This is a genomic window from Nocardiopsis sp. NPDC055551 (assembly GCF_053619415.1).
Window position 1 is genome coordinate 67,463 of record NZ_JBSHJJ010000012.1, and the last position, 13,640, is coordinate 81,102.

Here is a 13,640-nt window from a genome sequence, read left to right on the forward strand (position 1 = left end):
GCTTAAGGACTACCCGAAACCACAGCGGGAGGGCCGACAGGAACATGCCTGCTTGGCTGATCTGGATCATCCTCGCGGCCGCCCTCGGGGCCGCCGAGTTCTTCACCCTGACCTTCGTCCTGGGGTTGCTGGCCACCGCCGCACTGGTCGCCGGCCTCCTGGGGGCCCTGGGACTACCGGTGGTCGTGCAGATCATCGGGTTCGCCGTCGCCTCCGCCGCCGGGGTCTGGCTGGTCAAACCGATCATGGACCGGCAGATCGCCCGCGGACCGGACGTTCGTTCCGGCACGGCCGCCCTGGTGGGGCGATCCGCCTTGGTCCTGGAGCCGGTCGACGCCGACCACGGACTCGTCAAGCTCAGCGGGGAGGAATGGTCGGCGCGGTCCATCGACGAGGACCTCGTCATCCCGGTGGGCGCGCACGTCGACGTCGTGGAGATCGACGGGGCCACCGCCGTGGTCTATCCGCGCGAGGCGTTGCCCGAACCCATCGAGCCGAACGGTCCCGACCAGACCCGACCGGGACAGGACCGTCCCGAAGCGGACTGATCACGGCCACCACGGTCACCACGGTCATCCGAAACCGAGCCGCACAAGCCACCAATCGACCTAGGCACAGGTACAGAAGATGGACCCTGCGATACCGCTCATCATCATCGCCGTTCTCCTGGTCGCCATCGCTTTGTCGGCGATCCGAATCGTTCCCCAGGCCCGCGCCTACAACATCGAGCGCTTCGGCCGTTACATCCGCACCCTCGACCCCGGACTGAACTTCATCATTCCGGGGGTGGACCGGGTCAACTCCAAGTTCGACCTGCGCGAACAGGTCTTCAGCTCGCGTCCCCAACCCGTGATCACCGAGGACAACCTGGTGGTCAACATAGACACCGTCCTCTACTACCAGGTGACCCAGCCCAAGGCCGCCGCCTACGAGGTCGCCAACTACATCCAGGCAATAGACCAACTCACCGTCACCACGCTGCGCAACGTCATCGGTTCCATGGACCTGGAACGCACGTTGACCTCCCGCGAGGAGATCAACACCCGGCTGCGCGGGGTCCTCGACGAGACCACCGGAAAGTGGGGCATCCGCATCAACCGGGTCGAGATCAAGGCGATCGACCCGCCGCCCACCATCAAGGAGGCGATGGAGAAGCAGATGCGGGCCGACCGCGACAAGCGCGCGGCCATCCTGCACGCCGAGGGTGAACGCCAGTCCCGCATCCTCAAGGCGGAGGGCGCCCGCCAGCAGGCCATCCTTGAGGCCCAGGGTGACCAGCAGGCGGCGATCCTGCGCGCAGACGGTGAGGCCAAGGCGATCGAGCAGGTCTTCCAGGCGGTGCACGCCAACGACGCCGACGCCAAGCTGCTCGCCTACAAGTACCTGGAGACCCTGCCGAGCCTCGCCGAGGGCGAGGGCAACACGTTCTGGGTGATCCCCGGCGAGTTCACCGAGGCGGTCAAGAACGTCTCGCACGCCTTCGCCGGCGACGCCGCCAAGACGGCTCCGTCCACGGAGAAGGGGCAGCGGGAGGCGGGGGACTCGGGCCCCGCGCAGATCACCGGCCCGGACCCGGCGAGGTCCACCTCATCTCAGGCGGCGGCGCAGGCCGCGGAGGCCGCCGAGAAGGCGGTCGCCGACGCCCGGGACGACGTTCGCCGGGCCGGGGCCAACATGGGTTCGACCCCGTCCCAGCGCAAGGGCGAGTGAGGCCGACCGGACGGAATCGACGACGATGGCGGTGGTCGCCCCGACAACGGGCGGCCACCGCACGTCGCGTGGACCCTCAGACCAGCAGCAGTTTGCCGGTGGTGGCACGCGAGGTGAGGTCCTCGTGCGCCCGGGCCGCCTCCTCCAACGGGTAGCGGCCGCCGACCCGAACGTCCAGACGCCCCCGCTCGACCAGTTCGAACAGGTCGCGGGCCCGACCCAGCAGCTCCTCGCGGTCGGTGACGAAGTGGGCGAGGGAGGGGCGGGTGAGGTAGACCGAACCGGCGCTGTTGAGCCGCTGCGGGTCCACCGGTTCCACCAGGCCGCTGGACTGCCCGAACAGGGCCAGAACCCCGCGCGGGCGCAGCGAGGCCAGGCTCGCGTCGAAGGTGTCCTTGCCGACGCCGTCGTAGACCGCCGCGACGCCTTCGCCGTCGGTGAGGTCACGGACGGCTTCGGCCACCGGGACCTCGGTGTAGCGGACGATCTCGTCGGCGCCGGCCGCGCGGGCGACGGCCTCCTTCGCCTCCGTGGAGACGGTGCCGATCACCCGGGCGCCCCGGGCCTTGGCCAGCTGGGTGATGAGCAGCCCGGTGCCGCCCGCGGCGGCGTGCACCAGGATGGTCTCGCCCTCGGCCACCGGGTGTACCGAGTAGGTGAGGTAGTGGGCGGTCATGCCCTGGAGCAGCAGCGCGGCGGCCTGTTCGTCGGTGACCCCGTCGGGGACGGGGACCGCCAGGCGGGCGTCGACGGTGGCGCGGTCGGCGTACCCGCCGGGCGACATCGCCCAGCCCACGCGTTGTCCCACCTTCAGGTCGGTGACGTCCTCACCGACCGCCGTGATCGTGCCCGAGGCCTCCATGCCCGGAACGAACGGCAGGTCCACCTTGTAGACGCCGCCGCGCTGGTAGACGTCGATGAAGTTGACGCCCCGGGCGGCCACGTCCAGGAGCACCTGGCCCGGGCCGGGGGTCGGGTCGTCGATCTCCTGTGTGCGTAGGACCTCGGGTCCGCCGAACTCCTCCATCACGATGGCGCGCATGTCGTCTCGTCCTCCCTGTCGCGATGACCTCCGAGGGCCACCGGATCACCCTGGTCGTCGTGGCCTCGACGCTAACGCGCCCGCCCTCGGGAGGGAACGCCCGCTTCGGAGCCGGGTGGGACCGAGGATGGATTCCCTACTCGGTGTCGACGCGGTGTAGCGCGAAGTCCGTGTACGCCACGGCGATCTGTTCGTTGCCGGAGGCGGCCCGTTGGATCAGACCGACCTGGCGTCGCTCGTCGTCGTCGAGGTCGGAGCTGTCCGGCAGCGGTTGTTCGTCCACGGTGCTCAGCGCGAGTTCGTCGTTGATCCACATGCTCAGGTCCATGTACGGGTCCTCGCCCTCCTCGGTCACGTACTCGCAGGAGAACTTGAGGTTGTTGGTGACCAGGTCACCCAGGTTCGTGTCGTAGGGAAGACCGTCGACCTCGCTCTCCTCGTCGAACAGGTCGTAGGTGGAGAACCCCTCGATCTCGGTGGTGGAGGCGAGCGCGGTGCTGCCGCTCTCCTCGGTCACCCGACGGATCTGCGCCTCGCCGCCGTCCAGGCGGACCTGTGCCTCGTACATGGTGCCCTCCTCATCCTCCTGTCCCCAGCAGTAGGCGCCCGTGGTCGCCTCGCCCGGACCGGAGAGGGGCGCCATGGTGGTGCTGATGAGGACCTGCGGGGGCGTCTCCCCGACGGAGGGGACGCGCGCGCCTTGGCCCTCCTTGAACGACGAGTCGATCGAGACCACCATGGCGTTCTGTTGGTCCCAGTACCCGATGCTGTTCAGGTCGGGGTATTGCTGGTCGAAATGGGTGGAACTCGGCCAGTCGGGGTCCGTGGCGAAGTCGGTGGTGTAGATGCTCGTGACGTTCTCCGGAGGGGCGTCCGATCCGGAGAACAGCGCGAAGCCGCCGATGGTGGCGACCAACACCAGCGCGACCGCACCACCGCCGATGAGCATGAGCTTGCGCCGGCCGCCACCGGAGGCGCCGTTCACCGGCTGTCCGGGGCCGTTCGGGACGCCGGGACCACCGGGGCCGTTCGGGCCGCTGTGCATCCCGTACGCGGCTTGACCGTACGGGGGCGCTTGCCCGTGCCACCCGACCTGTCCCTGGCCGTGTTGGGGGCCGGACTGCGGGTGGGCACCGTGACCTCCCATGGGGCCTTGCCGGTGCCCTTGCGGGTGGAAGGCCTGGGTTGCGGGCGCACCGGGGACGCCCGGCTGCCCTTGGGGACCGGAGGGGCCCTGGAACCCGGGCTGCCCCGGGGCGCCCGGCCCGCCCTGGTGCGCCTGTCGGGTGTGCGGCGGGACCGGACCGCCGATGGGCGGGGCGACGCCCCCATTGGGCGTCTGCCCTTGGCCGGGGCCCTGAAGGTGTTCGGTCGGCACCTGGTCCGTGGGAGCGGCACCCGTCCGCCGTGGACCGGATTCCTCCGGCGGTGGCGTGCCCGCCACCGGAGCGCTACTCGGTGGTGCCCAGGAGGTACTGATGGTCCGTCGTACCTCCGACTCCTCCGGGTCCTCCTGACCGGTCAGCTTGGCCAGCAGTTGCTGGGAGGAGGGACGGTTGGCGGGGTTCTTGTCCAGCGCGCCCCCGACCAGGTCCAGCAGGCTCGGATCCAACCCGTCCAGCTTGGGTTCGGCCGAGGAGATGTTGTGCAGCACCGCGGGCACCGTCGCCGCGTCGAAGGGCGCGTCCCCGATGCCGGCGAACGCCACCAGGCAACCCCAGGCGAAGATGTCCGCGGCCGGTGTGGCCTGCTCTCCCAGGATCAGCTCCGGCGCCATGTAGGAAGGGGTGCCCATGAGCTGACTGGAACGGGTGATGCCGCCGCCGGCGTCGTCCATGGCGCGGGCGATGCCGAAGTCGATCACCTTCGGCCCCACAGTGGACAGCAGAACGTTGGCGGGTTTGAGGTCGCGGTGGATCACCCCGGAGCCGTGGATGGCGGTCAACGCCGCGGCCACGCCCATCGCCAGACCCTCAAGGGTGCCGCCGTGCATCGGCCCCTGCGCGCGCACAGCCTCGTCCAGGTTCGGGCCGGCCACGTACTCCGAAACGATGAACAGCGGCTCGCTCTCCAACCGGGCGTCGATGACCCCGGCCGTGGAGAAACGGGCCACCCGCCTGGCGGCGTCCACCTCTCGGGCGAACCGTTTCCGGAAGGACTCGTCGTCGGCCAGGTCCGGGTGGATGAGCTTGACGGCGACGGAGCGGCCGCCGGGATCCTCGGCGAGGTAGACGGTGCCCATGCCGCCGCGTCCGAGCCGACTGACGATGCGGTAACCGTCGAGTTCGCGCGGGTCGCCCGCGCGCAGGGGTTTGCCGCTTGAGTGGCCGTTGGACGTCACAGTCGAGGGTCCTCACAAATCGTGTGATAAGCGCCTATCAGCGTACCGACGCCGGTACCGGAGCGCGTTTCGGAGGGGTGTGATCCCACTGGAGACGAAACGGTTCTGTCGGTGGTGGTCGTCAAAGCGCGGGAACCGCCACGGTCACTCGTCGAGGATCCGCTCCACCCGGAAGTTCTCGTACAGCACCCGGAACGGGGACGTGCTCTGACCGCGGTGGTACTGCACGGCCTGGCGCTGGACGTATTGGTGGTCGGCGTAGTCGTCCGGGTAGGGCTCCTCGTCCACCGCGCTCACCGCGAGTCCGTCGTTGACCCACATTCGGATCTCGGCGGTCGGAACCTCACCCTCGTCGCCCGGGGTGAACTCACAGGCGAGCTTGATGTTGTTGCTCACCGGCTCCGGTTCCTCTCCACGGGACGTGGCCTGGTCCGCTCCGTCGGTGGGGACCGCGGGATAGGGGCGGAACTCCGAGACCTCGCCCTTGGCCAGTTCCTCGGGATCCCAGGAGTCGTCGGCCAGGGTGCCCGAGACCTTGTCGATCACGGCCTCCGCGCCGTCCGCCCGCAACCAGGCACGATAGGTCGCCGTGTAGTCCTGGTCCGGGTGGTCGGGGTAACCGTCGGTGTCGTCCTCGTCCAGTTCGGCGTCGGCCGGGTGCAGGTCGCGGATGCACCGGAGTCCGACGGTGAGGTAGTCGTAGCCCTCCAGCACCTGGACGTCGCTGGTGACCAGGAGCCGTTCGGTGGTGTTCACACCCTGGGTGGAGGGGGCCATCCAGTTGCGTCCGACGCTCGGATCCATCTCCGCGTTGGGGTCCATCGCCATCATGATCCCCTCGCCCGGCGCGTAGCCGCTGTCGTAAGGGTCGTCGTCCTCGTCGTAGATGGAGCCGCCCCACCCGGGGTCGATGGCGAAGTCGGAGCCGTACAGGGTGGTGAGGCCCTCCGGAGGCGCGTCGTTCCCCGCCACCAAGGCGAAGGAGAGACCGGCGATCAGGACCACGGCGCCCGCGCCGGCCCCGACTCCGAGGAGGAGTCCGCGGCGGCGTGTGGGGGATCCGCCGGCGCCCTGTGCGGTCTGGGCCGGGGGTACGGCCGTGACCGGGGGCGGCGTCCACGTGGCGCTGATGGTGCGACCGGCCTCCTCCTCCGAGACGCCGGGCCGTCCCACGAGCCGATCCAGGATCGCCTGGGCGGTGGGCCGATTCGCGGGGTTCTTGTCGAGGGCTTGGCGCACCAGGACCGTCAGGGCGGGGTCCAGCCCGTCGAGCCGGGGCGCGGCCGTGGTGACGTTGTGCAGGACCGCCGGGACCGTCGCCGCGTGGAAGGGCGTCCTGCCGGTGCCGGCGAACGCCACCAGGCATCCCCAGGCGAACACGTCCGCGGCGGGGGTGGCCGGGTGACCGTGCAGGAGTTCGGGCGCGATGTAGGAGGGCGTGCCCATGAGCCGGCTGGAACGGGTGATGCCGCCGCCGTCGTCGTCCAGGGCGCGGGCGATGCCGAAGTCGATCACCTTCGGTCCGACGGGGGAGAGCAGCACGTTCGCGGGTTTGAGGTCGCGGTGGACCACACCCGAGCGGTGAATGGCGGTGAGCGCCGCCGCCACGCCCATGGCCAGTCCTTCGAGGTCACCGCCGCGGAGGGGACCGCGTTCGCGCACGGCCCGGGACAGGTCCGGGCCCGGGACGAACTCGGAGACGACGAACAGGGGGTCGCCCTCCAGGCGGGCGTCGATGACCCCGGCGGTGGAGAAGCGGGCCACACGGCGTGCGGTCTCGACCTCGCGGGCGAAGCGCCGCCGGAACGAGGGGTCCTCGGCCAGGTCGGGGTGGACGACCTTGAGCGCGACCTGTCGCCGGGAGTGGTCCTCGGCCAGGTACACGGTGCCCATGCCGCCGCGTCCCAGCCGGCGCGACAGGCGGTATCCGCCGATCTCCGTGGGGTCTCCGGAATGGGGGGTGGCGGGGCCGTCGTGCCCGTTGAACATGTGGGATGCCTCGTGGGGGTCGTGGGGGCGCCGAGTGCCACGGTGCTCGCGGGTCCGTGGCTCGGGGGCTTCTCGGTCCAACGGATGGTTTCACAGGTGGTGATGTCGTCGAGGCGGAAACAGTTCCACGGCGGCCTTCCCTTCGCTAGTATTCGATCACACGTTCGAATGCCTGCTCGTACTTCCCCGCGTGCGGGCACCCCGGCGGTGCGCCCTGGCACCGCCGGACGCCAAACGAGGAGTCGGTCGATGCTTGGGGGAACGGTTGTGGGGCGGTACTACGGAGCGGACGTCACGGTCGTGGAGGACGACGGCAGGCCCACCCGCTTCGTGTGGGACGGGCGGGTCTACGGGGTGCGCAGGATCATCGACCAGTGGGTGACCCTGCGCCGTGACTGGACACCGGGTGAGAGCTCCCAGGTGCCCGAATGTCGGCACTGGAGGGTCGAGGCCGGATCGTCCTACTCCCAGGGGGTGTACGAACTCCGGCACGACACCACCACCGGTGAGTGGCTGCTCTCCCGGGTGTGGGGATGATCCGGGGGAGAACAGGGGACGGCCGGGTCGGCACCACCACCGACCCGGCCGTCCTCGTCTACGGGGTCGTCTCCAGGTCCGTCGGCAGGAGACTGTAGACGGCCAGGTCGGTGCGGCCCTCGTTCAGCGGCATCGCGTTGCGCTCCACGCCCTCGTGGACGAATCCGGTGGACTCGGCCACCCGGCGAGAGGCGGTGTTGCCCACCGCGGCCTTGATCTCGATCCGTTGGAAGCCCTGTTCGATCGCCCAGCGGGACACCGCCACGACCGCCTCGGCGGCGTAGCCATGGCCCCGCCCCCAAGGCGAGATCCAGTAGCCGACCTCGGTGACCTTCGCGGGCCACTCGGTGCGCAGCAGGGCCGCCGAACCGACGAACCGGCCGCCCTCGCGCTCCAACAGGGCCCAGTGCTGGCCGTCGCCGGACGTACGAATGCCGGGTGCCAGACGCAGACAGAAGTCCTCCGCGCTCTCCCGGGTGTAGGGCTCGCCCGGGGACGGTAGCGGAACCCACCGCTGGAGGTCGGGGTCCACGCACGAGGCGTACACGTCGTCGATGTCGCGTTCGAGTACCGATCGCAGTCGGAGTCGCTCGGTCTCCAGGATGACCGCGGGCATGATCGGCGTGCTCTGAACGGTGGTCATGGTGGAGTCGGACCCTCTTTCCTCGAATCGCGCCGCGCACCCATGGCGTGGCGGCAGCGCTCACGATAGCCGCGCCGGCCAGGGGCGCCGCAACCGGATATCGAGGTGGCCACCGTCGTGACCTGCAAAAAGAGGCCTTCGCCACAGGGGTGCTAGAGCAGGCCGCGTGCCACCCGCTCTCGGATGGCGGAGTCGAACACGTCGGCGAAGGCGTTGCCGGGGCACTCGGTGTCCAGCCAGTCCCGGTGCCGGGCCACCGCCTCCTGCGGGGTGACCGCGCCGGTGTCCGGGTTCACGTACTCGATCTCCCGAGTCGGGTCCACGCCGGTCAGCGCGCACAGCACCCGCAGCACCGTCACCAGTGAGTCCTGGGCGGCGCGGGTGGGCACCTCGTGGGTGAAGTCGCCGAGCAGGCACACGCCGATGTTGGCGTGGTTGAAGCCCGCCGCGTGGCCGGCCGTCACCGAACGGGCGCGGCCGGGCAGCGGCACCCCGGAGAAGACCGGGATCCGGTCCTCGCCCGAGTGTCGACCCTCGTAGACCACGCCGTCGGGGTCGATGAGCAGGTGGTAGCCGATGTCGCCCCAAGCCTGCTCGGCCGCGTGGAGCCGATACACCGCGCGCACGTCGGCGGCGTGGTCGTCGGTGGTCGCCATGGCCGTGTGGTGCACGGTCAGTGCCTGGACCCGATGGAACTCGGCCGGCCAGAGGTCGTCGCCGTCCTCGTCGAAGCGCAGGGACTCGTCCGCGCCCCAGCCCGCCCGCGTGCGCACCGGCAACAGGGAGGTGCCCGACAACGACCGGTACTCACCGCCCTCGGCGGAGAGCGCGGTCCGTTCCGGTCCACCGAAGGCGAGCGGTTCGCCGTCGCGGACGTTCACCGCGGTCAGGTCGGAACCGTCGGCGCCGCGTACCTGGTAGCCGATCGCGCCTTCCGGGGCGCGCACCATCGCGGTGGAGGCCGGGTCGAGGTGGTCCGGTCCTTCGGTGTGGAAGTGCAGCTCCCGCCAGGAGCCCCACCCGTCGGGGAGTTCGAAGCGCACCGAGGCGCCGGAGGCCCACTCGGGCGACCGGGAGACGGAGACCAGGTCGAACCGGCGGTCGGGGCGTACGGGGGAGCCGGTGGAGGTGGTGGTCTCGGTGAGCACCCGGGGGACGGCCCGGGTGTCGGAGCCCTGTGCCGAAGCGGCCGTGGGCGTGAGCAGCACGGGGGCCAAGGAGCCGAGGCCCGCCGCCGTGGCGATGGTCAGGAAGGTACGCCGTCGCATGTGTGTCCGTTCTGTTCGCCGACTGTGTCCATCGCGGGGCAGGGCGTCAGGGGACGGGGACCGCAACAGCCTGCCACATGCCTGTGACATACGGCACGTGGGCGCGTCCTCGAAGTCCGAAGCGCTCGGACGCGGGGACCACACTGGAACCACTGGTCACATCGGAAACAAGGACGGGTGGGGCTTTGGAACGGACCGGAGAGGACCGAGACGGCGAGCACATGGACGACGATCACCACGACCTGCGCCACCACGGCGACGCGGAGGTGGGATCAGGACTGCTCGACCTGGCCGTGAACGTCCGCGGGCGCACCCCGCCGGACCGGGTGCTCCGTCGGATCACCGACTCGCTCACCGACCTCGGCTCCTACCCCGACCCCGAACGGGCCCGCGTGGCCGTGGCCCGGCGGCATCGACGCGACCCCCGTCAGGTTCTGCCGACGGCCGGCGCGGCGGAGGCGTTCGTGCTCGTCGCCCGGGCGCTGAACCCCCGAAGGGCCGTCGTGATCCACCCCCAGTTCACCGAACCCGAGGCCGCCCTGCGCGCCGCCGGCCACGGGGTGGACCGGGTCCTGCTGCCGGCACCCGACTTCCTCCTGGACCCCGGGTCGGTCCCCGAGGACGCCGACCTCGTCGTGGTCGGCAACCCCACCAACCCGACCTCGGTCCTGCACCCCGCCGCGTCGATCGCGGCACTCGCCCGACCGGGGCGGATCCTGGTGGTGGACGAGGCCTTCGCGGACTGCGTCCCGGGCGAACCGGAGTCCCTGGCCCACCGCACGGACCTGCCCGGCCTCGTGGTGGTCCGCAGCCTCACCAAGACCTGGTCGCTGGCCGGGCTACGGGCCGGCTACCTCCTCGCCGCACCGGATCTGGTCGCCCGCCTGGTCGAGGCACAACCCTTATGGTCGGTCTCCACCCCGGCCCTGGCCGCCATGGAGGAGTGCGTCACGCCCCAGGCCCTCGCCGAGACGGAGCACTGGGCTCGGGGCCTGGCCGAGGAACGTCGCGCGCTCACCGAAGACCTGACGAACCACGGACTCACCGTCGTCCCTCGCGCGAGAGCATCTTTTCTGCTGGTCAAGGCGGTGAACGGGGAATCGTTGCGGCTTCGTTTGCGTGAGGAGGGCATCGCGGTCCGACGCGGCGACACCTTCCCTGGACTGGGGCCGGAGTGGTTCCGTGTGGCGGTGCGGGACTCCGGTACACGGCACGCGCTGACGCGGACTCTGGCACAGTTGATGGTGACTTGAGGGCCCGGCGGTGTGCCGGGAACGGGTTGCCCGGGGTCGGAGGGACCCCCACTGAGCGGCGCGAACGCCGCGGACTACGCTGGTTCGGATCCATCTCGGACCGGGCCCGAACGGGCAGCCCACGGACCTCTGCCTTCGGGGAGCGACCATGACCAACGATGACCGCGAGGAAGCCCGTCACACGGAGGGCGATCCCTCCGAACCACGGCGCGGCAAGCCCTCGCCGGGCCTCGGCCCGCGCCTGGGAGGTCTGCTCGACGGGCTGCCGGAGAGCGGCAAGGGCGCCCAGGGCGCCCCCGGCGCACCGGCCCCGCAAGGGGAGGAGTCGCGGCCCGTGCCGGGCAACCCCTTCCGCAGACCCCTGCGGGAACCCGCGGCGCCCACTCGGCAGGTGCGCCCGGCGACCCCGCCCGCACCGGCCGCTCCACCCGCACCGCCCAGGAACGTGACACCGGAACCCGAGCCCGCTCCGGAACCGGAACCCGAGGCCGCGCCGGAACCCGAGGCCGAACCCGTGTCCACACGGGCGCCGGGCACCGCCCGCGATCCTCGACCGAACGTCATCCCCTTCCGCGGCGGCCCCCACCCGGCGGCACGGCCACAGGAGCCCCCCGCACCCGGGTCCGACTCCCCGCGAGAAGGAATCGCACAGGAACCACCCCCCGCGCAGGGTTCCACCGAACCCGACACAGCCACGAACCCCGGCCACGTGGACCAGGTCCCCGCGGCCGCCGAACCAGCGGAGCAGAGCGACACCGTGCACGCACACGAAGCAGCGGCCTCCTTCCCGGAGCCGCAGCACACCGGGCCACCCCGGGTGGGAGAGCCGGCCGGCGACGTCCGCGGCCGGCCCGTCCCGGCCCCCGAAGCGCCCGCCGACGACGCCTGGCGGCACACCGGCCACGACTTCGACGACGCCGAACGCGCCGCCGTCTACCGCGCCATCCGCGAACGTCGCGACGTCCGGGCGGGTTTCCGGCCCGACCCGATCCCCGCCGACGTGCTCACCCGCGTCCTGGAGGCCGCCCACCAGGCGCCCAGCATCGGGCACACCCAGCCCTGGGACTTCCTGGTCATCGACGACACGGAACTGCGCGCACGGGTCCGCGACCTCGCCGAACGGGAACGGGACTCCCACTCCGGGGACCGTCCCGGCGCTCGCGCCCACGCCTTCTCCGGTCTCAAGGTCGAGGCGATCCTGGACAGCCCGCTCAACATCGCGGTGACGGTCGACCCGACCCGGGGCGCGCAGGCGCCCGGACGCCACGCCAAGCCCGCCTCCTACTCGGCCGCGCTCGCCGTCGAGAACCTGTGGTTGGCCGCCCGCGCCGAGGGACTGGGCGTAGGTTGGGTCGGGATCACCGACGAGCGCGGTGTCGCCGACGTGCTCGCCCTGCCCTCCCACCTGGAGGTCGTCGCCTACCTGTGCGTCGGCTACGTCGACGAGTTCCCCACCGAACCCGAGCTCGGCCTCAGCGGCTGGGTGAAGGGACGCCCCCTGTCCTGGGCGGTGCACCGTGACCGCTACGGTCGCCGCGGTCTGCCCGGCCAGGAGCCCACCACCCTCCTGGAGGAGACCATCACCGCCATCGGAGCGCTGAACGCCCGCGCCGTGGAGGAGGCCAGAGACCGCCAGGCCAGGATGACCAAGCCGCTGGGGTCCCTCGGCGTGCTGGAGGACGTTTCGGTGCAGCTCGCCGGGTTGGCGGGGGAGTGCCCTCCGCCCATCCCCGAACCGGCCGCCGTCGCGGTGTTCGCCGGTGACCATGGTGTGTACGCCCAGGGGGTGACCGCCTGGCCGCAGGAGGTCACCGCGCAGATGGTGCAGAACTTCATCGACGGCGGTGCCGTGGTCAACGCCTTCGCCGAGCAGGTGGGCGCCGAGGTGACCGTAGTGGACGTGGGCGTGGTCGGCGACCTGCCCTCGGCCGCCGGTCTGCTGCCCCGCAAGGTCGCGCGGGGGACCGCCGACTTCACCCAGGGGCCGGCGATGAGCCGCGAGCAGGCGCTACAGGCCCTGGAAGGCGGGATCGAGGTGGCCCGCGACCTGGTTTCGGCGGGCAACCGCTGCCTGATCACCGGGGACATGGGGATCGGCAACACGACCCCCGCCGCGGCGCTGGTGTGCGCCTTCACCGGAACCGACCCGGCCGAGGCCACCGGTCGGGGCACCGGTGTGGACGACGCCACCTACGAACACAAGGTCGAGGTCGTTCGCAAGGCCCTGGCCGCCAACCCGGTGGACCCCGAGGACCCGATCGGAACCCTGGCGGCCTTGGGCGGCCTGGAGCACGCCGCGCTGGCCGGATTCATCCTGGGCGCCTCGGCGCTGCGGATCCCGGTGTTGTTGGACGGGGTCATCGCCGGCTCGGCCGCGCTGGCCGCCGCCGCGATCTCCCCGGAGTCGTTGAGCGCCTGCTTCGCCGGGCACCGTTCCACCGAGCCCGGTCACGGTGTGGTCCTGCGCCACCTGGGACTGACCCCGCTGGTGGACCTGGAGATGCGACTGGGCGAGGGGTCCGGCGCGCTGCTGGCGCTGCCTCTGCTGCAGGGCTCGGCGCGGGCGCTGCGCACCGTCGCCACCTTCGATTCCGCGGGGGTCTCCACGGACCGGTGATCCGGTCGGGCCGTGATGGTACGTGTCCTGGGACGAGGGGACCCCGCCACCAGAGGAGGTGGTGGGGTCCCCTCGCGTCGATGCGGCGGGAGTCACCCCGCTCCGTGCTCACCCCTTTACACGGCTGTAATACCGCTTTGACAAGGTATTTTGGAGCAATCGCCGAAATTACTCCGGCGGCGTGCCGGGGCATCGGTCCCGCGCGCACCCCGCCGCCGATGTCGGGGGCCGGTACGGACG

The 13,640-nt window shown here is 71.2% G+C and carries 10 protein-coding genes; 5 read left to right on the plus strand and 5 right to left on the minus strand.

All coding sequences use genetic code 11. The annotated features are described in order from the left end of the window. The first annotated feature begins 44 nt into the window (after window positions 1-44). Both ACWGSK_RS21195 and ACWGSK_RS21200 read left to right on the plus strand, forming a co-directional pair. Window positions 45-548: an NfeD family protein gene (locus tag ACWGSK_RS21195; RefSeq protein ID WP_452456551.1), complete on the plus strand. Its 504-nt coding sequence runs from the start codon at window positions 45-47 to the stop codon at window positions 546-548. 79 nt (window positions 549-627) lie between these two features. Continuing rightward, on the plus strand, window positions 628-1,710 hold the full coding sequence (locus ACWGSK_RS21200) for an SPFH domain-containing protein (RefSeq protein WP_358509369.1): 1,083 nt from the start codon (window positions 628-630) through the stop codon (window positions 1,708-1,710). A gap of 76 nt (window positions 1,711-1,786) precedes the next feature. On the opposite strand, the gene ACWGSK_RS21205 is transcribed toward ACWGSK_RS21200, so the two are convergent. The 3 genes from ACWGSK_RS21205 to ACWGSK_RS21215 form a co-directional block, all read right to left on the minus strand. After that, complete coding sequence (locus ACWGSK_RS21205; protein WP_358509372.1) at window positions 1,787-2,752, minus strand: quinone oxidoreductase family protein; 966 nt, start codon at window positions 2,750-2,752, stop codon at window positions 1,787-1,789. A 136-nt stretch (window positions 2,753-2,888) separates the two neighbouring features. After that, the gene (locus tag ACWGSK_RS21210) at window positions 2,889-5,093 is read right to left on the minus strand and encodes a protein kinase domain-containing protein (protein WP_452456552.1); all 2,205 of its coding nucleotides are present in this window, start codon (window positions 5,091-5,093) and stop codon (window positions 2,889-2,891) included. A 144-nt stretch (window positions 5,094-5,237) separates the two neighbouring features. Next, window positions 5,238-7,082: a serine/threonine-protein kinase gene (locus ACWGSK_RS21215; protein WP_452456553.1), complete on the minus strand. Its 1,845-nt coding sequence runs from the start codon at window positions 7,080-7,082 to the stop codon at window positions 5,238-5,240. A gap of 249 nt (window positions 7,083-7,331) precedes the next feature. Here ACWGSK_RS21215 and ACWGSK_RS21220 point away from each other — a divergent pair, with 249 nt between their 5' ends. Then, window positions 7,332-7,619, plus strand: coding sequence for a DUF6504 family protein (locus tag ACWGSK_RS21220; protein WP_452456554.1), 288 nt, complete (start codon window positions 7,332-7,334; stop codon window positions 7,617-7,619). A gap of 58 nt (window positions 7,620-7,677) precedes the next feature. On the opposite strand, the gene ACWGSK_RS21225 is transcribed toward ACWGSK_RS21220, so the two are convergent. Continuing rightward, window positions 7,678-8,262: a GNAT family N-acetyltransferase gene (locus ACWGSK_RS21225; RefSeq protein WP_452456555.1), complete on the minus strand. Its 585-nt coding sequence runs from the start codon at window positions 8,260-8,262 to the stop codon at window positions 7,678-7,680. A gap of 152 nt (window positions 8,263-8,414) precedes the next feature. Continuing rightward, window positions 8,415-9,530: a peptidoglycan recognition protein family protein gene (locus ACWGSK_RS21230; RefSeq protein WP_452456556.1), complete on the minus strand. Its 1,116-nt coding sequence runs from the start codon at window positions 9,528-9,530 to the stop codon at window positions 8,415-8,417. Window positions 9,531-9,751: 221 nt separating this feature from the next. Between ACWGSK_RS21230 and cobC the strand changes: the two genes are divergently transcribed. Further along, window positions 9,752-10,783 carry an Rv2231c family pyridoxal phosphate-dependent protein CobC gene (gene cobC, locus ACWGSK_RS21235; protein WP_452456612.1) on the plus strand — a complete coding sequence of 344 codons (1,032 nt, stop codon included), beginning with the start codon at window positions 9,752-9,754 and terminating at the stop codon, window positions 10,781-10,783. A gap of 148 nt (window positions 10,784-10,931) precedes the next feature. Next, on the plus strand, window positions 10,932-13,400 hold the full coding sequence (gene cobT, locus ACWGSK_RS21240; RefSeq protein ID WP_452456557.1) for a nicotinate-nucleotide--dimethylbenzimidazole phosphoribosyltransferase: 2,469 nt from the start codon (window positions 10,932-10,934) through the stop codon (window positions 13,398-13,400). Window positions 13,401-13,640 lie beyond the last annotated feature (240 nt).